This window comes from Cedecea neteri (genome assembly GCF_000758325.1).
Lineage (GTDB): Bacteria > Pseudomonadota > Gammaproteobacteria > Enterobacterales > Enterobacteriaceae > Cedecea > Cedecea neteri_B.
On the sequence record NZ_CP009459.1, the window covers coordinates 668,299 to 686,536 of the forward strand.

Consider the following 18,238-nt stretch of genomic DNA (forward strand, 5'->3'; position numbering starts at 1 on the left):
ACTGCCCATTGCGGTGCCCCAGATTTATGTTCCTGTTACTGAGGTTTGCTTATGCGTCATCACCGTCCAGCCGTGAAGGCCGACTTATCTTTTTCTAACCCCTCGGTTCGCGCCTGGCTGTATCAGATCGTCGCTATCGCCTTCGTTATTGGCGTGGCGGTTTATCTGATTCACAACACAATTACCAACCTGGACAGCCGCGGTATTACCTCCGGTTTTGCTTTTCTCGATCGCGCCGCCGGGTTCGGCATTGTCCAGCATCTGATCGATTACGATCAGGGAGATACTTACGGCAAAGTCTTTGTTGTTGGGTTGCTGAATACCCTGCTGGTGTCTGTTCTCTGTATTGTATTCGCGACGTTTATCGGCTTCTTTGTGGGCCTGGCACGACTCTCTGATAACTGGCTGGTGCGTAAACTCTCTACCTTTTATATAGAGACGTTTCGCAACATCCCCCCACTGCTGCAAATTTTCTTCTGGTACTTTGCCGTACTTCGTAATCTGCCGGGCCCACGCCAGGCTATGGATGCCTTTGGCCTGATGTATCTGAGCAATCGTGGCATGTCTCTTCCGGCTCCGATTATGGGGGAAGGTCTGCTGGCATTTACGGTTGCCATTCTGTGCGCGTTGCTCGTCTCCGCGGGCCTGTATCGCTATAACAAAATGCACCAAATGAGAACCGGGCAGATTCGTCGCACCTGGCCTGTAACGATCGCGTTGATCGTTGCGTTACCGCTGCTGGCACATTTGATCTTCGGGGCAGCCCTTCACTGGGATATCCCGGCTCTGCACGGTTTCAACTTCAGTGGCGGGATTGTACTTATTCCTGAGCTGGCGGCTTTAACGCTGGCGTTGTCGGTTTACACCTCGGTGTTCATCGCGGAAATCATTCGTTCAGGTATTCAGTCCGTCCCCTTTGGCCAGCACGAGGCAGCTTTGTCTCTGGGCCTGCCTAAGCAGGTGACGCTTCGCCAGGTGATTGTGCCTCAGGCGCTGAGAGTCATCATTCCGCCGTTGACCAGCCAGTACCTGAACATCGTCAAAAACTCTTCGCTGGCAGCGGCCATTGGTTATCCGGATATGGTGTCTTTGTTTGCCGGCAGCGTGCTGAACCAGACGGGCCAGGCAATAGAAACCATCGCTATCACGATGTCCGTTTATTTACTTATCAGCCTGGTTATTTCGCTGCTGATGAACGTCTATAACCGCCGCATTGCCCTGGTCGAGCGTTAAGGAATGTCGATGACTAAAGTTTTAACGGCGCACAGCGCCCGCCCGGCAGGCAGCCACCCGGAGCGAATCTGGCGCTGGATGCGTAAAAATCTCTTCTCCAGCTGGCTGAATACTCTGCTCACACTGCTTTGTCTTGGGCTGATGTGGACGCTTATCCCTCCGCTTCTCGACTGGGCGGTTTTCCAGGCGAACTGGGTCGGTGAGACAAGAGCCGACTGCACAAAAGGCGGAGCATGTTGGGTCTTTATCCACGACCGCTTCGGGCAATTCATGTATGGGCTTTACCCCCACGATCAGCGCTGGCGCATCAATTTTGCCCTCATCATTGGGCTGTTTTCCGTGGCCACAATGTTCTGGAAGTCTCTGCCTCACCGCGGTCGCTATATCGCTGGCTGGGCCGTGGCCTATCCGCTCCTCGTTTGGGTGTTGATGTACGGTGGTTTACTGGGACTGGACCGCGTAGAGACTCGTCTTTGGGGCGGATTAACCCTCACGCTGATCATTGCTTCCGTCGGCATTGCAGGCGCCCTGCCGCTGGGTATCGTTCTGGCTCTGGGCAGGCGCTCACGCATGCCGGTAGTGAGAATCCTTTCGATAATGTTTATCGAATTTTGGCGGGGCGTACCGCTGATCACGGTGCTGTTCATGTCTTCCGTGATGCTGCCGCTGTTTCTGCCGGAAGGCACCACCATCGATAAACTGATTCGGGCATTAGTCGGGGTGATTTTGTTCCAGTCAGCCTATGTGGCTGAGGTGGTTCGTGGCGGGCTACAGGCTCTGCCCAAAGGGCAATATGAGGCCGCAGAGTCACTGGCACTCGGTTACTGGAAAACACAAGGACTGGTGATTTTACCTCAGGCCCTGAAGTTGGTGATCCCGGGCCTGGTGAACACGATTATTGCGCTGTTTAAGGACACCAGTCTGGTGATCATCATCGGCCTGTTCGACCTGTTTAGTAGCGTACAGCAAGCCACTGTCGATCCGGCCTGGCTGGGGATGTCGACAGAAGGCTATGTCTTTGCCGCTATCGTCTATTGGATTTTCTGTTTCAGTATGTCGCGCTACAGCCAGCACCTGGAGAAGCGCTTCCACACCGGCCGCACGCCGCACTAAGGATTATGATGAGTAAAATGACACTGCAGGCTGCCGACACGATGATCACGTTGGAAAATGTGAACAAATGGTACGGGCAATTCCATGTTTTGAAAGATATTAATCTCAATGTAAAGCAGGGTGAGCGTATCGTACTGTGTGGGCCATCGGGCTCCGGGAAATCAACGACTATTCGCTGTATTAACCATCTTGAAGAGCATCAGCAGGGGCGTATTGTCGTCGACGGTACAGAGCTGAATGACGATCTCCGCAACATAGAGAAAGTCCGTACCGAAGTCGGCATGGTCTTCCAGCACTTTAACCTGTTCCCGCATTTAACTGTCTTGCAGAACTGCACTTTGGCCCCGATTTGGGTGCGTAAGATGCCCAAGAAAGAAGCCGAGGCGCTGGCGATGCACTATCTTGAACGAGTACGAATCGCTGAACATGCGCATAAATTCCCGGGGCAGATATCCGGTGGCCAGCAGCAGCGTGTGGCCATTGCTCGCTCGCTATGCATGAAGCCTAAAATCATGCTCTTCGACGAACCAACGTCTGCGCTTGACCCGGAAATGGTAAAGGAAGTGCTGGATACCATGATTGGTCTGGCCGAATCCGGGATGACGATGCTGTGCGTGACTCACGAAATGGGATTTGCGCGCACCGTTGCTGACAGGGTTATCTTTATGGATCGTGGCGAGATCGTAGAACAAGCGCCTCCTGAAGAGTTTTTTGCCCATCCGAAATCGGAAAGAACGCGAGCTTTCTTGTCTCAGGTTATCCATTAAATGACAAAGGCCGCTGATGCGGCCTTTTCATGCTGTTTTGCACATCTCAGAAAGCAAAAAACCCCGGTCTTTCGGTCGGGGTTATTGCTAATTTGATGCCTGACAGTTGTATGCCGGGCTGTCCTGCCCGCAACCTTTCAGGCAGCCTAAGGCTGTGCAAATCCGTTCCCGACGAATTTGTCCTACTCAGGAGCAGTAGCTCACCGGTAAACAGCAAATAAAAGAAAAGACCCAGTCAAAAACTGGGCCTTTTCTTTTATTTGATGCCTGACAGTTCCCTACTCTCGCATGGGGAGACCCCACACTACCATCGGCGCTACGGCGTTTCACTTCTGAGTTCGGCATGGGGTCAGGTGGGACCACCGCGCTACGGCCGTCAGGCAAATTCTTTTCTACGTGCCGAACTTTAACCTAAAAAGTGGTGCTGATACCCAGAGTCGAACTGGGGACCTCACCCTTACCAAGGGTGCGCTCTACCAACTGAGCCATATCAGCACGCTTAATTTGATGCCTGGCAGTTGATGAACTCTCGTTCACCCTACGGGCCGCTGCTTCGCAGCGTTCAGACTCACCTTTTGGTGAGTCAGTCCTACTCTCTGAGAGTAGTGAACTGCCTCGTATTACTACCATTACTGCTAATTTGATGCCTGGCAGTTCCCTACTCTCGCATGGGGAGACCCCACACTACCATCGGCGCTACGGCGTTTCACTTCTGAGTTCGGCATGGGGTCAGGTGGGACCACCGCGCTACGGCCGCCAGGCAAATTCTGTTATTGACCGTTATGCTCGCGCATAACCATCAATCTAATCCTGAACTAAGCTGAAAATCTCTCTAAAACACCTTCGGTGTTGTAAGGTTAAGCCTCACGGATCATTAGTACTGGTTAGCTCAACGTATCGCTACGCTTACACACCCAGCCTATCAACGTCGTAGTCTTCAACGTTCCTTCAGGACCCTTAAAGGGTCAGGGAGAACTCATCTCGGGGCAAGTTTCGCGCTTAGATGCTTTCAGCGCTTATCTCTTCCGCATTTAGCTACCGGGCAATGCCATTGGCATGACAACCCGAACACCAGTGATGCGTCCACTCCGGTCCTCTCGTACTAGGAGCAGCCCCCCTCAATTCTCCAGCGCCCACGGCAGATAGGGACCGAACTGTCTCACGACGTTCTAAACCCAGCTCGCGTACCACTTTAAATGGCGAACAGCCATACCCTTGGGACCTACTTCAGCCCCAGGATGTGATGAGCCGACATCGAGGTGCCAAACACCGCCGTCGATATGAACTCTTGGGCGGTATCAGCCTGTTATCCCCGGAGTACCTTTTATCCGTTGAGCGATGGCCCTTCCATTCAGAACCACCGGATCACTAAGACCTGCTTTCGCACCTGCTCGAGCCGTCACTCTCGCAGTCAAGCTAGCTTATGCCTTTGCACTAACCTCACGATGTCCGACCGTGATTAGCTAACCTTCGTGCTCCTCCGTTACGCTTTAGGAGGAGACCGCCCCAGTCAAACTACCCACCAGACACTGTCCGCAACCCGGATCACGGGTCTACGTTAGAACATCAAACATTAAAGGGTGGTATTTCAAGGTTGGCTCCACGCAGACTGGCGTCCACGCTTCAAAGCCTCCCACCTATCCTACACATCAAGGCTCAATGTTCAGTGTCAAGCTATAGTAAAGGTTCACGGGGTCTTTCCGTCTTGCCGCGGGTACACTGCATCTTCACAGCGATTTCAATTTCACTGAGTCTCGGGTGGAGACAGCCTGGCCATCATTACGCCATTCGTGCAGGTCGGAACTTACCCGACAAGGAATTTCGCTACCTTAGGACCGTTATAGTTACGGCCGCCGTTTACCGGGGCTTCGATCAAGAGCTTCTCCTTGCGGATAACCCCATCAATTAACCTTCCGGCACCGGGCAGGCGTCACACCGTATACGTCCACTTTCGTGTTTGCACAGTGCTGTGTTTTTAATAAACAGTTGCAGCCAGCTGGTATCTTCGACTGCCTTCAGCTCCACCCGCGAGGGGTTTCACCTACCGACAGCGTGCCTTCTCCCGAAGTTACGGCACCATTTTGCCTAGTTCCTTCACCCGAGTTCTCTCAAGCGCCTTGGTATTCTCTACCTGACCACCTGTGTCGGTTTGGGGTACGATTCAATGTTACCTGATGCTTAGAGGCTTTTCCTGGAAGCAGGGCATTTGTTACTTCAGCACCGTAGTGCCTCGTCATCACACCTCAGCGTTAACAGAAGTCCGGATTTACCTAAACTTCCCGCCTACATGCTTAAACCGGGACAACCGTCGCCCGGCTAACATAACCTTCTCCGTCCCCCCTTCGCAGTAACACCGAGTACAGGAATATTAACCTGTTTCCCATCGACTACGCCTTTCGGCCTCGCCTTAGGGGTCGACTCACCCTGCCCCGATTAACGTTGGACAGGAACCCTTGGTCTTCCGGCGAGCGGGCTTTTCACCCGCTTTATCGTTACTTATGTCAGCATTCGCACTTCTGATACCTCCAGCAAACCTCACAGTTCACCTTCAACGGCTTACAGAACGCTCCCCTACCCAACAACACATAGTGTCGCTGCCGCAGCTTCGGTGCATGGTTTAGCCCCGTTACATCTTCCGCGCAGGCCGACTCGACCAGTGAGCTATTACGCTTTCTTTAAATGATGGCTGCTTCTAAGCCAACATCCTGGCTGTCTGTGCCTTCCCACATCGTTTCCCACTTAACCATGACTTTGGGACCTTAGCTGGCGGTCTGGGTTGTTTCCCTCTTCACGACGGACGTTAGCACCCGCCGTGTGTCTCCCGTGATAACATTCTTCGGTATTCGTAGTTTGCATCGGGTTGGTAAGCCGGGATGGCCCCCTAGCCGAAACAGTGCTCTACCCCCGAAGATGAGTTCACGAGGCGCTACCTAAATAGCTTTCGGGGAGAACCAGCTATCTCCCGGTTTGATTGGCCTTTCACCCCCAGCCACAAGTCATCCGCTAATTTTTCAACATTAGTCGGTTCGGTCCTCCAGTTAGTGTTACCCAACCTTCAACCTGCCCATGGCTAGATCACCGGGTTTCGGGTCTATACCCTGCAACTTAACGCCCAGTTAAGACTCGGTTTCCCTGCGGCTCCCCTATACGGTTAACCTTGCTACAGAATATAAGTCGCTGACCCATTATACAAAAGGTACGCAGTCACCCCATAAATGAGGCTCCCACTGCTTGTACGTACACGGTTTCAGGTTCTTTTTCACTCCCCTCGCCGGGGTTCTTTTCGCCTTTCCCTCACGGTACTGGTTCACTATCGGTCAGTCAGGAGTATTTAGCCTTGGAGGATGGTCCCCCCATATTCAGACAGGATACCACGTGTCCCGCCCTACTCTTCGAACTCACAATTTGTGCATTTTAGTGTACGGGAGTATCACCCTGTACCCTGCGACTTTCCAGACGCTTCCACTAACACACAAACTGATTCAGGTTCTGGGCTGCTCCCCGTTCGCTCGCCGCTACTGGGGGAATCTCGGTTGATTTCTTTTCCTCGGGGTACTTAGATGTTTCAGTTCCCCCGGTTCGCTTCATTACGCTATGTATTCACGTAATGATAGTGTGACGAATCACACTGGGTTTCCCCATTCGGAAATCGCCGGCTATAACGGTTCATATCACCTTACCGACGCTTATCGCAGATTAGCACGTCCTTCATCGCCTCTGACTGCCAGGGCATCCACCGTGTACGCTTAGTCGCTTAACCTCACAACCCGAAGGTGTCTCGTAAGACACAATCGATATTGTGAAAATTTGAGAGACTCGAACATGTCTTAACCTCATTCTTTATTACGGAAGAACGAGACGACATGTCGTTTCAATTTTCAGCTTGTTCCGGATTGTTAAAGAGCAAATACTTCGCAGTACACCGTCACCGGTACACTCTGAAGTAAGTTTTGGTGCATGAAATGATGGTGGAGCTAAGCGGGATCGAACCGCTGACCTCCTGCGTGCAAGGCAGGCGCTCTCCCAGCTGAGCTATAGCCCCATCGATTTCGTAAAACCTTTGAATTACCATGAATTCTTTGCTAGTCAAGGCGCAGCGCCACGAAGCATACTTTTGTATGTGAGTGGTGCTGTAACGCAGGATAGCGGAAAATTTGGTAGGCCTGAGTGGACTTGAACCACCGACCTCACCCTTATCAGGGGTGCGCTCTAACCACCTGAGCTACAAGCCTATAAGGTTTTACTGCTCGTTTTCTATCAGACAATCTGTGTGAGCACTACGCGGGTTGTATCTATTAGGTAAGGAGGTGATCCAACCGCAGGTTCCCCTACGGTTACCTTGTTACGACTTCACCCCAGTCATGAATCACAAAGTGGTAAGCGCCCTCCCGAAGGTTAAGCTACCTACTTCTTTTGCAACCCACTCCCATGGTGTGACGGGCGGTGTGTACAAGGCCCGGGAACGTATTCACCGTAGCATTCTGATCTACGATTACTAGCGATTCCGACTTCATGGAGTCGAGTTGCAGACTCCAATCCGGACTACGACGCACTTTATGAGGTCCGCTTGCTCTCGCGAGGTCGCTTCTCTTTGTATGCGCCATTGTAGCACGTGTGTAGCCCTACTCGTAAGGGCCATGATGACTTGACGTCATCCCCACCTTCCTCCAGTTTATCACTGGCAGTCTCCTTTGAGTTCCCGGCCGAACCGCTGGCAACAAAGGATAAGGGTTGCGCTCGTTGCGGGACTTAACCCAACATTTCACAACACGAGCTGACGACAGCCATGCAGCACCTGTCTCAGAGTTCCCGAAGGCACCAATCCATCTCTGGAAAGTTCTCTGGATGTCAAGAGTAGGTAAGGTTCTTCGCGTTGCATCGAATTAAACCACATGCTCCACCGCTTGTGCGGGCCCCCGTCAATTCATTTGAGTTTTAACCTTGCGGCCGTACTCCCCAGGCGGTCGACTTAACGCGTTAGCTCCGGAAGCCACGCCTCAAGGGCACAACCTCCAAGTCGACATCGTTTACGGCGTGGACTACCAGGGTATCTAATCCTGTTTGCTCCCCACGCTTTCGCACCTGAGCGTCAGTCTTTGTCCAGGGGGCCGCCTTCGCCACCGGTATTCCTCCAGATCTCTACGCATTTCACCGCTACACCTGGAATTCTACCCCCCTCTACAAGACTCAAGCTTGCCAGTTTCGAATGCAGTTCCCAGGTTGAGCCCGGGGATTTCACATCCGACTTAACAAACCGCCTGCGTGCGCTTTACGCCCAGTAATTCCGATTAACGCTTGCACCCTCCGTATTACCGCGGCTGCTGGCACGGAGTTAGCCGGTGCTTCTTCTGCGAGTAACGTCAATCGCTAAGGTTATTAACCTTAACGCCTTCCTCCTCGCTGAAAGTACTTTACAACCCGAAGGCCTTCTTCATACACGCGGCATGGCTGCATCAGGCTTGCGCCCATTGTGCAATATTCCCCACTGCTGCCTCCCGTAGGAGTCTGGACCGTGTCTCAGTTCCAGTGTGGCTGGTCATCCTCTCAGACCAGCTAGGGATCGTCGCCTAGGTGAGCCATTACCTCACCTACTAGCTAATCCCATCTGGGTTCATCTGATGGCAAGAGGCCCGAAGGTCCCCCTCTTTGGTCTTGCGACGTTATGCGGTATTAGCTACCGTTTCCAGTAGTTATCCCCCTCCATCAGGCAGATCCCCAGACATTACTCACCCGTCCGCCGCTCGTCACCCAGAGAGCAAGCTCTCCCGTGCTACCGCTCGACTTGCATGTGTTAGGCCTGCCGCCAGCGTTCAATCTGAGCCATGATCAAACTCTTCAATTTAAAAGTGTTTGATGCTCAAAGAATTAAAACTGTTTATAAAATCAGTAGTCACTCTTCAAGACTTGATATTTTTTTGCATCCGAAGATGCTGAGATATCAATCCTGCGAGTGCCCACACAGATTGTCTGATAAATTGTTAAAGAGCAGTGAGTTAGGCGCTTTCGCTTGCTAACTCGAGGTGGCGTATATTACGCTTTCCTCTTTCAGAGTCAACCCCGATTTTCAGGATTTTTTCTCTTTATCGAACCGGCCATTTTGTGAAGTGATTCACTGTGCCGTCTCGATGGAGGCGCATTATAGGGATCCCACTTTTTAGCACAAGTACTTTTTCGATCTTTTTTTCTGAATGTTTAGTTTTCACTCTTTTCGCTGAGATCATGTTCGATCTGCCCTCTTTCCGGCCCTTTACTCCCTTGCCATTGCTCAAGAAAGCGACCACAGTCTATGTCTGTAATGAACTTACCTGAGGTGTTTATGTCTGCGGTACTGCGTGCTTTTCAAAAAACTTTCCCTCAACTCGGTGAACGAGTCATGGTTGATCCCACCAGCGTGGTCATTGGAGATGTAAAGCTGGCGGATGATGTCAGCATCTGGCCGTTAGTGGCTATTCGTGGGGACGTAAACAACGTGACAATTGGAGCACGCACCAACATCCAGGATGGCAGCGTGCTTCATGTTACCCATAAGTCCTCTTATAAACCTGAAGGGAACCCGCTGACTATTGGTGAAGATGTGACGGTGGGCCATAAGGTGATGCTTCACGGCTGCACGATCGGTAATCGCGTCTTAGTTGGAATGGGATCGATCCTATTGGACGGTGTAGTAGTAGAAGATGATGTGATGATTGGAGCCGGTAGCCTGGTACCACAAAACAAGCACCTGGAAAGCGGCTTTCTCTATTTAGGCAGCCCGGTGAAACAGATTCGCCGCCTGACTGAAGCGGAACTGGCTGGATTAACCTATTCCGCTAACAATTATGTGCGCTGGAAAGATGAGTATCTGGCTCAGGATAGCCAGTACCAACCTTGATCGCCTTCCTGCTCACTTTCGATCAGGCCTTCGGCTTCTTCTTCAAGGTCCCAACGATTTTCCCGAAACAAAGAAAGCCACTCTTCGGCGCCATTGCCGCCGAAGCGGCTGGCAATGGCCGACGAGCTTATCGCGCACTCAACCTGGAACCCCTGCACCAGCGCCGGAAAACGGATAGCTTGTCGCTCTTCATCCCAGGTTTCTAGATCCGGGAACTGAATGGCCTGATTCACGCCGCCATTTCTCTTTTCAACGTCTCAATGACTGGCGCAACATCCGGTATAACGCCATGCCAGAGCATAAAGGCGTGAGCAGCCTGGCCCACCAGCATGCCAAGACCATCTGCGTAATGCACTACGCCGTAGCTTGTAGCCCAGCTCAAGAATGGCGTCAGCCCTTTCTGGTAAAACATGTCGTAGCAGCTTACGTGGTGGGAAAGGAGAGAAACCGGCAGCGCGGGGATCTCACCGCCAATTCCGCTGGACGTGGCGTTGATCAGTAAATCGAATTCATGCCCTTCGAGCTGATCCATTGCTACGGCGTTAACACTCCCAGTATGGTTAAACAAATTAGCAAGCTCTGCCGCTTTGGCAAACGTTCGGTTGGTTATCGTGACCGCACAATCCAATGACAACAAAGGCAGCAGTACGCCACGCGCTGCACCGCCTGCCCCCACCAGCAGAATACGGTCGCCAGGTTTGATCAGTTTTAAACGCTCAAGATCGCTCAACAAGCCGATACCGTCCGTATTGTCTCCAAGCAAACGCCCATCTTCCATGCGCTTGAGCGTATTGACCGCCCCGGCAAGCGCAGCGCGCTCAGTTAATTCGTCTGCACGGGCAAAAGCCTGCTCTTTAAAAGGTACGGTTACGTTGGCGCCTCTTCCTCCTTTATTGAAGAAGTCGTCAAGTGTTCCAACAAAAGAATCTAACGGAGCAAGCACGCGTCCATAAGGATGTTCAATACCCAATTGTTCCGCGAAAAGGCGATGAATAAGGGGGGATTTGCTGTGCTGAATAGGGTTACCAAAGACGGCGAAAGTTTCCATTATTACCCCTGACGGAAGAGTTCGCCGGTTAAGGCATCGCGTATTTCTGAAGGATTAAGCCGCCCACCGGTATCCCCCATCAGTACAGGGAAACTTTGGCCAAACTGTTGCTGAACTTCTTCCGAGCTGCGGCACGGAGGCAAGCCCGTAAGATTCGCACTGGTAGACACCAGAGGTTTACCATAGGCAAGACATAACTCTTTCACTAGCGGATGATTGGTCACACGCACCGCCAGAGAATCAAAACGCCCGGTCAGCCATTTTGGGGTGGAAGGCAAAGCCGGGAAAACAAACGTCACCGGGCCAGGCCAGTTTGCAAACACCACCGAAAGCTGTGCTTCATTAAGCGCAGCGGCATCTATATAAGGTTTCAGCTGCTCAAAATTGGCGGCGATAAGGATAAGTCCCTTTTCTACCGGACGCTGTTTCAGCTCAAGCAGGCGAGTAACCGCGAGTTCACTATCGGGATCGCAACCAACGCCAAAAACGGCTTCGGTTGGGTAAGCGATGACTTGTTGTTCTTTCAGGGCCGCTACGATCTGCGCGAGCTGGCCTTCAGGCAGGTTATTATTCACTGGCTTGTTCCGCCGTTGCCGGCTTTCCACATTGTTTATTGGCACAGAAGCGTTTCACGCCCTGAGCCGTTTTCTTTTCAATAAGCAGCGGGTACTGACATTCAGAGCAGATGCCCGCTACCGGCTTAAAATTAATGACAAACTGACAGTCCGGGTAGCTGTTACAAGACCAGAACGTTTTCCCGTAGCGCGAGCGACGCTGAACCAGTTGCCCTTTTTGGCATTGAGGGCACGCTATTGCCGTCTCATCCGGTTTATCAATGATTTCGGTATGTTCGCATTCAGGGTAATTGCTGCAGCCGATAAACATGCCAAACCGCCCTTGACGCAGCACAAGCGTTGACTGACAAACCGGGCATTGCTGGCCATCAAGCACTTTAACAATATGCCCATCGGCCTGGCTCTTTAGCGGGCGAACATAATCGCATTCCGGGTAATGAGAACACCCCAAAAATGGGCCGTGTTTACCGGAACGTATTGCTAACTCTGCCCCGCATTGGGGGCAGGGTTCATTTTTTGGCACCGAGAACAGTGCTGACTTGGCCATAACATCTCATGCTGCTACTCAATTTAGTGCAGCATACCTTCATTTGCCTCGAAGAGTAATTCTTCCATTTGCTGGTAGGCGTTTTCACACCCCGGAATGTTGAACAACACCATCAGCACAACCCACTTCAGATCTTCCAGTTCGAATTCTGCTGTGTCCAGCGCCAGCACGCGCTCAATCACCATTTCGCGGGTTTCGAGATTTAGCACCTGAATCTGTTCAAGGAACAGTAAAAAGCCCCGACAGTCTGCATCAAGCCGCTGGCTCTCTTCTGCGGTGAAAATACGCATAGAAAGAGGATCGGCAGCAAGCTGCATCGGTTCGGTCAAGCCATCCTGATAGTCGGCAAGCTTTTCAAGCCACACTAATGCGTTAAAAATGTCCTCACGATCAAAACCAGCGTCGGTGAGATCGCTCGTCAGCTTATCCTGATCAACGCGCATTTCTGCTTCGCTGTGGATGTAGGTTTCAAATAAGTACATTAGTACGTCGAACATGGCATGCCCTCCTCAATCGGACATAGCCGCCGGGTACAGCTGCGATCCATCCTGCTAACTCCAGTTCGAGTAACTGAGCTACCGTCTCTGGCACAGGTTGGCCGGCACGTTCAGCGACGACGTCAACAGGTGTAACCTCATCTCCTACGTTAGCCAACAGATGGGGAAATGGCAATGCGCCGTCCTGTTGATTTGGCGAATATATTGACACATTGTGCGAAGCGGGAAGCCAGTGGAGTTCAGAGGCGAGATAATCGAGGATATCCTGCGGACTTCGTACTAAATTTGCCCCTTGCTGAATAAGCCAGTGTGGGCCATCGCTCCCCGGACTTCCTACCATACCGGGCAGAGCAAACACCTCTCTACCCTGCTCAACAGCATAGCGGGCAGTCACCAGCGATCCACTTCGCTCACCGGCCTCTACGACAAAAACGGCTCTACTCAACCCACTGATAACACGGTTGCGCCAAGGAAAGTTCGAGGGCCAGGGCGTACAGGAAAGAGGAAACTCAGAAACCACGGCGCCTTCTTGCTCAATAATTTGCCGGGCTAGCATCAAATGACGTTTAGGGTGAACGCTGCCTAATCCATTCCCCAGCACAGCAATGGTTTTACCCTTGACTCTCAGTGCCGCACGGTGTGCCACCCCATCAATGCCCAATGCCAACCCGCTGGTTATCACCAGCCCAGACGCGGCAAGCGCTTCACAGAACTGCCGGCAAAAGCGCTCGCCGTAATCTGACAGGTTGCGACTACCAACAACCGCAAGTTGATTCTGGCTGAGTAGTGAAGGTTCACCGGCAACAAAAAGAGCGGCAGGATAATCATTTATGGCTCTGAGCTGCTCAGGATAGAGAACGTCTTCTGCCGTCAGCATATGGTGATTTGGCCTATCAAGCCAAAGAAGGCTGGCTTCAAGCTGGCGCTCATCGAATGCAGTAAATAATGCACATTCTCGGGCGTTTAATCCCGCCGCGAGCAGACTCTCCCTTTCTACCACTGGGCATCGTTCAAGGAAGTGGACTATTTTTAGGAACTTATCACCGCTCAGCCCCTGAACAGCCATAAGACGTAGCCAAATCTCAGTTATCTGCACTCAATCCCCCTGCCACAGGCCATCAAAGCAATCCTTGCGATTGGTCACTGATGCTGTCAATCAGCCGGGGAAATGTCTAGAATAGAGGGAATAATCCTTTCTACTACTGAACACAGCTCTGGAAATTTATGGCAGTTTTGCAAGTATTACATATTCCCGACGAGCGCCTTCGCAAAGTCGCTAAACCGGTTGAAGAAGTGAATGCGGACATTCAGCGTATCGTTGATGATATGTTCGATACGATGTACGCCGAAGAAGGCATTGGCCTGGCAGCTACGCAGGTAGATATTCACCAACGCATCATCGTGATTGATGTGTCCGAGAACCGTGACGAACAGCTGGTACTGATTAACCCGGAACTGATGGAAAAAAGCGGTGAGACCGGTATTGAAGAAGGTTGCCTGTCCATCCCTGAACAGCGTGCTCTGGTACCTCGTGCAGAAAAAGTGAAAATTCGTGCGCTGGATCGTGACGGTAAAGCCTATGAACTGGAAGCAGATGGCCTGCTGGCGATTTGTATTCAGCACGAAATGGATCATCTGGTCGGTAAACTGTTTATCGATTATCTGTCGCCGCTGAAACAGCAACGTATTCGCCAGAAAGTTGAAAAACTCGACCGTTTGAAAGCGAAAGCTTAAGGACAACAAACCACGTGTCAGATTCTCTGCGTATTATTTTTGCCGGAACACCAGACTTCGCAGCGCGTCACCTTGACGCGCTGTTGTCTTCTCAGCACCAGGTCGTTGGTGTATTTACCCAACCAGATCGTCCGGCAGGCCGCGGTAAAAAACTCATGCCAGGCCCGGTAAAAGTGCTGGCGGAAGAGAAAGGTATTCCTGTCTTTCAGCCGGCTACGCTGCGTAAAGCAGAAAATCAGCAGCTGGTTGCCGACCTCAACGCCGATGTTATGGTGGTGGTTGCATATGGCCTGATTTTGCCTCAGCCGGTGCTTGATATGCCTCGGTTGGGCTGCGTAAATGTTCATGGTTCACTGCTGCCGCGCTGGCGGGGTGCTGCACCGATCCAACGTTCTTTGTGGGCCGGGGACGCTGAAACTGGCGTCACCATTATGCAAATGGATATCGGTCTCGATACCGGCGACATGCTGTATAAACTCTCTTGCCCGATTGAGGCAGAAGACACCAGCGGAACCCTCTACGATAAGCTCGCAGGACTGGGTCCTAAAGGCCTCCTGGACACACTGGAGCAGTTAGCCAACGGCACCGCCACGCCGGAGGTTCAGGACGAAGTGCTGGTGACCTATGCGGATAAACTCAGCAAAGAAGAGGCCCGTATCAACTGGAATCTTTCTGCCGTTCAACTGGAACGCTGTATCCGTGCTTTTAACCCATGGCCAATGAGCTGGCTGGAAATCGACGGGCAGCCGCTAAAAGTGTGGCGCGCGTCGGTGATCAACACCCAAACAAATTCAGCACCGGGCACCATTCTGGCCGCCAGCAAACAAGGCATCCAGGTTGCGACCACCGAGGGCGTTCTGAATCTTGAAGAGCTACAACCCGCAGGTAAAAAAGCCATGAAGGCGCAGGATCTCCTGAACTCACGCCGCGAGTGGTTTGAACCCGGTACAGTCCTTTCCTGATAAAGCCGCATTTATACGCCCAGGTTAACCTGGGCATTTTTGTTTATAGCGCTGGAAAAACCAGAGCACGATAATGAAAAAAACACTGAATCTTCGCAGCCTGGCTGCCCAAACAATTGAACAAGTTGTCGAGCAAGGACAATCATTAAGTAATGTACTGCCTGCGGTTCAGCAGAAAGTGTCTGATAAAGACAAAGCTCTACTGCAGGAGCTGTGCTTCGGCGTGCTGCGTACTCTTCCGCAGTTGGACTGGCTGGTTGGCAAGCTCATGTCACGCCCGATGACCGGAAAGCAGCGCACAATCCATTACTTAATTATGGTCGGCATCTATCAGCTTCTGTATACCCGTATTCCTGCGCATGCTGCGCTGGCTGAAACCGTTGAGGGCGCCATCGCGATTAAGCGCCAGGCTTTTAAGGGCTTAATCAATGGCGTATTACGTCAGTTCCAGCGCCAGCAAGAAAGCCTGATGGCAGAAGCTGCTAAGCATGAAAGCCGTTTTCTGCACCCGATCTGGCTGCTGCAGCGTTTGAAAAAAGCTTACCCGGACAGCTGGGAATCCATTGTCGAGGCTAATAACCAGCGCCCTCCTATGTGGCTGCGCGTAAATCGCCAGCACCATACGCGTGAAGCATGGATGGCTTTGCTGGCTGAGGCCGGCCAGGAAGGCCATATACATCCCAAATACCAGGATGCTGTTCGCCTTGATTCACCCGCCCCCGTTCAGGCATTGCCTGGTTTTGAGCAAGGCTGGGTGACCGTGCAGGATGCTTCAGCTCAGGGCAGCGTCGACCTTTTAGCTCCCCAAAACGGCGAAGCTATTCTGGATCTTTGTGCCGCACCGGGCGGCAAGACAACGCATATTCTGGAAGCGGCTCCGAATGCAAAAGTTATGGCCGTCGACGTTGACGCTCAGCGCCTGAAACGCGTGCATGAAAATCTTGAACGCCTTGGCATGAAAGCCGAAGTAAAACAGGGAGATGGCCGTTTCCCTGCTCAGTGGTGTGGCGAAACCAGGTTTGACCGCATTCTCCTTGATGCGCCATGCTCAGCAACCGGCGTCATTCGCCGCCATCCTGATATCAAATGGCTGCGCCGTGACAGAGATATCTCTGAGCTTGTTGCTCTGCAAAAAGAGATTCTGGATGCTATCTGGCCTCACCTTAAAACCGGCGGTACGCTTGTCTATGCCACTTGTTCTATTCTCCCCGACGAGAATAAAGATCAAGTGAGTGCGTTTCTGGCGCGCCATACCGATGCCAAACTGGTGGAATCCGGTGACGAGAAAACGCCGGGCATTCAAAATCTCCCTGCGGCAGACGACGGCGACGGCTTCTATTACGCTAAGCTAATTAAGAGCTGACTCCCTACAGGGTGAGTCATAAGTTTCATCACTCGTGAAGCGATAAACGATGAAAATAATCATTCTGGGTGCGGGCCAGGTCGGCGGCACTCTGGCAGAAAATCTGGTCGGTGAAAACAACGATATTACCGTCGTCGACACTAACCAGGCTCGTCTGCGCAGCCTGCAGGATAAGTTCGATTTACGCGTAGTCCAGGGTCACGGCTCTCATCCCCGAGTACTTCGTGAAGCAGGGGCCGATGACGCGGATATGCTGGTCGCAGTCACCAGCTCTGACGAAACAAACATGATCGCATGTCAGGTCGCCTATTCGCTGTTTAATACACCGAACAGAATCGCCCGTATTCGAGCCCCTGATTATGTTCGCGATGCAGAAAAACTGTTCAATGCAGAAGCCGTTCCCATCGATCACCTGATTGCTCCAGAGCAGCTGGTTATCGACAATATTTACCGCCTGATTGAATACCCGGGTGCGCTTCAGGTCGTGAATTTTGCCGAAGGGAAAGTGAGCCTTGCAGTAGTAAAAGCCTACTATGGCGGTCCGCTGGTGGGTAATGCACTTTCCACCATGCGCGAACATATGCCGCACATCGATACTCGTGTCGCAGCAATTTTCCGTCACGACCGTCCTATTCGCCCACAGGGTTCAACTATTGTCGAAGCCGGTGATGAGGTCTTCTTTATCGCCGCGTCGCAAAATATCCGCGCGGTAATGAGCGAGCTTCAGCGCCTCGAAAAACCTTACAAGCGCATAATGCTGGTGGGTGGCGGTAACATAGGCGCAGGTTTAGCACATCGTCTTGAGAAAGATTACAGCGTAAAACTGATCGAGCGAGATCAGCAGCGAGCTTCTGAACTTGCAGAAATGCTGCAAAACACCATCGTATTTTATGGTGACGCCTCAGATCAGGAACTTTTAGCAGAGGAACATATCGATCAGGTTGATCTCTTTATTGCGGTCACCAACGATGATGAAGCTAACATCATGTCGGCCATGCTGGCTAAGCGAATGGGAGCCAAAAAAGTCATGGTCCTCATTCAGCGTAATGCCTATGTCGATTTAGTGCAGGGGAGCGTGATTGATATTGCGATTTCACCTCAGCAGGCAACCATTTCTGCTCTACTCGGGCATGTGCGTAAAGCCGATATTGTGGGCGTTTCATCTCTTCGCCGCGGCGTTGCCGAAGCCATCGAGGCCGTCGCTCATGGAGATGAAAACACTTCTCGCGTTGTGGGGCGAGTCATCGATGAGATTAAACTGCCGCCAGGCACTATCATTGGCGCAGTTGTAAGGGGCAATGATGTGATGATTGCCAACGACAACCTTCGTATAGAACAGGGCGATCACGTTATTATGTTCTTAACTGATAAGAAATTTGTCAGCGATGTCGAACGCCTGTTCCAGCCAAGCCCATTCTTCCTCTAAACTCAGCAGGGCAGAAATATTTCTGCCTTGTTTATTCACCCAAAAACCATTTTAAAATTATGGAATTAACAAAGCATTCTTATTTCCAGCAGCAATGGAAAT

14 protein-coding genes, 3 tRNA genes and 4 rRNA genes are annotated in these 18,238 nt (G+C 51.9%); 8 read left to right on the forward strand and 13 right to left on the reverse strand.

Annotated elements, in window-relative coordinates:
* The first annotated feature begins 51 nt into the window (after positions 1–51).
* From LH86_RS03150 to LH86_RS03160, 3 genes are read left to right on the forward strand one after another with little or no spacing between them, the layout of a single operon-like run.
* The gene (locus LH86_RS03150; protein WP_039298258.1) at positions 52–1,233 is read left to right on the forward strand and encodes an amino acid ABC transporter permease; all 1,182 of its coding nucleotides are present in this window, start codon (positions 52–54) and stop codon (positions 1,231–1,233) included.
* A 9-nt stretch (positions 1,234–1,242) separates the two neighbouring features.
* Positions 1,243–2,346, forward strand: coding sequence for an amino acid ABC transporter permease (locus LH86_RS03155; RefSeq protein ID WP_039298261.1), 1,104 nt, complete (start codon positions 1,243–1,245; stop codon positions 2,344–2,346).
* A gap of 8 nt (positions 2,347–2,354) precedes the next feature.
* Positions 2,355–3,113: an amino acid ABC transporter ATP-binding protein gene (locus tag LH86_RS03160; RefSeq protein WP_039298264.1), complete on the forward strand. Its 759-nt coding sequence runs from the start codon at positions 2,355–2,357 to the stop codon at positions 3,111–3,113.
* Between the two features lie 265 nt (positions 3,114–3,378).
* On the opposite strand, the gene rrf (LH86_RS03165) is transcribed toward LH86_RS03160, so the two are convergent.
* The 7 genes from rrf (LH86_RS03165) to LH86_RS03195 all read right to left on the reverse strand — a co-directional run bounded on the left by rrf (LH86_RS03165) (position 3,379) and on the right by LH86_RS03195 (position 8,955).
* Positions 3,379–3,494, reverse strand: a 5S ribosomal RNA gene (rrf, locus tag LH86_RS03165).
* 38 nt (positions 3,495–3,532) lie between these two features.
* Positions 3,533–3,608, reverse strand: a tRNA-Thr gene (locus tag LH86_RS03170).
* Positions 3,609–3,758: 150 nt separating this feature from the next.
* Positions 3,759–3,874: ribosomal RNA gene (gene rrf / locus LH86_RS03175) — 5S ribosomal RNA — on the reverse strand.
* Positions 3,875–3,966: 92 nt separating this feature from the next.
* A 23S ribosomal RNA gene (locus LH86_RS03180) occupies positions 3,967–6,873 on the reverse strand.
* Positions 6,874–7,079: 206 nt separating this feature from the next.
* A tRNA-Ala gene (locus LH86_RS03185) sits at positions 7,080–7,155 on the reverse strand.
* Positions 7,156–7,268: 113 nt separating this feature from the next.
* Positions 7,269–7,345, reverse strand: a tRNA-Ile gene (locus tag LH86_RS03190).
* 68 nt (positions 7,346–7,413) lie between these two features.
* Positions 7,414–8,955: ribosomal RNA gene (locus LH86_RS03195) — 16S ribosomal RNA — on the reverse strand.
* Together the 16S, 23S and 5S rRNA genes with 3 tRNA genes alongside form the textbook arrangement of a ribosomal RNA operon.
* Positions 8,956–9,429: 474 nt before the next feature.
* On the opposite strand from LH86_RS03195, the gene LH86_RS03200 reads away from it, so the two are divergent.
* Complete coding sequence (locus LH86_RS03200; protein WP_039305882.1) at positions 9,430–9,984, forward strand: gamma carbonic anhydrase family protein; 555 nt, start codon at positions 9,430–9,432, stop codon at positions 9,982–9,984.
* On the opposite strand, the gene LH86_RS03205 is transcribed toward LH86_RS03200, so the two are convergent.
* The 6 genes from LH86_RS03205 to dprA are packed head-to-tail and all read right to left on the reverse strand — an operon-like array spanning position 9,960 to position 13,717.
* Entirely contained in the window at positions 9,960–10,217 is a 258-nt protein-coding gene (locus LH86_RS03205) for a DUF1488 domain-containing protein (RefSeq protein WP_039298266.1), read from the reverse strand. The genes LH86_RS03200 and LH86_RS03205 overlap by 25 nt on opposite strands.
* Positions 10,214–11,032 (reverse strand): shikimate dehydrogenase, encoded by an 819-nt coding sequence (gene aroE / locus LH86_RS03210; RefSeq protein WP_039298270.1) that lies wholly within the window; start codon positions 11,030–11,032, stop codon positions 10,214–10,216. The genes LH86_RS03205 and aroE overlap by 4 nt, the downstream gene beginning before the upstream one ends.
* A 2-nt stretch (positions 11,033–11,034) precedes the next feature.
* A complete protein-coding gene (gene tsaC / locus LH86_RS03215) occupies positions 11,035–11,607 on the reverse strand; it encodes an L-threonylcarbamoyladenylate synthase type 1 TsaC (protein WP_039298274.1) in 573 nt (190 codons plus the stop codon).
* Positions 11,600–12,154 carry a type I DNA topoisomerase gene (locus LH86_RS03220; RefSeq protein ID WP_039298276.1) on the reverse strand — a complete coding sequence of 185 codons (555 nt, stop codon included), beginning with the start codon at positions 12,152–12,154 and terminating at the stop codon, positions 11,600–11,602. The genes tsaC and LH86_RS03220 overlap by 8 nt, the downstream gene beginning before the upstream one ends.
* A 23-nt stretch (positions 12,155–12,177) precedes the next feature.
* Positions 12,178–12,651, reverse strand: coding sequence for a DUF494 family protein Smg (gene smg / locus LH86_RS03225; RefSeq protein WP_008457217.1), 474 nt, complete (start codon positions 12,649–12,651; stop codon positions 12,178–12,180).
* Complete coding sequence (gene dprA / locus LH86_RS03230) at positions 12,623–13,717, reverse strand: DNA-protecting protein DprA (protein ID WP_039305885.1); 1,095 nt, start codon at positions 13,715–13,717, stop codon at positions 12,623–12,625. Before dprA ends, smg begins: the two co-directional genes overlap by 29 nt.
* 158 nt (positions 13,718–13,875) lie before the next feature.
* Here dprA and def point away from each other — a divergent pair, with 158 nt between their 5' ends.
* From def to trkA, 4 genes are all read left to right on the forward strand, one after another.
* On the forward strand, positions 13,876–14,385 hold the full coding sequence (gene def, locus LH86_RS03235; RefSeq protein WP_039298279.1) for a peptide deformylase: 510 nt from the start codon (positions 13,876–13,878) through the stop codon (positions 14,383–14,385).
* A gap of 14 nt (positions 14,386–14,399) precedes the next feature.
* On the forward strand, positions 14,400–15,347 hold the full coding sequence (gene fmt, locus LH86_RS03240; protein ID WP_039298282.1) for a methionyl-tRNA formyltransferase: 948 nt from the start codon (positions 14,400–14,402) through the stop codon (positions 15,345–15,347).
* A 73-nt stretch (positions 15,348–15,420) separates the two neighbouring features.
* Positions 15,421–16,710: a 16S rRNA (cytosine(967)-C(5))-methyltransferase RsmB gene (gene rsmB, locus LH86_RS03245; protein WP_039298285.1), complete on the forward strand. Its 1,290-nt coding sequence runs from the start codon at positions 15,421–15,423 to the stop codon at positions 16,708–16,710.
* A gap of 49 nt (positions 16,711–16,759) precedes the next feature.
* The gene (gene trkA, locus LH86_RS03250) at positions 16,760–18,136 is read left to right on the forward strand and encodes a Trk system potassium transporter TrkA (protein ID WP_039298288.1); all 1,377 of its coding nucleotides are present in this window, start codon (positions 16,760–16,762) and stop codon (positions 18,134–18,136) included.
* Positions 18,137–18,238 lie beyond the last annotated feature (102 nt).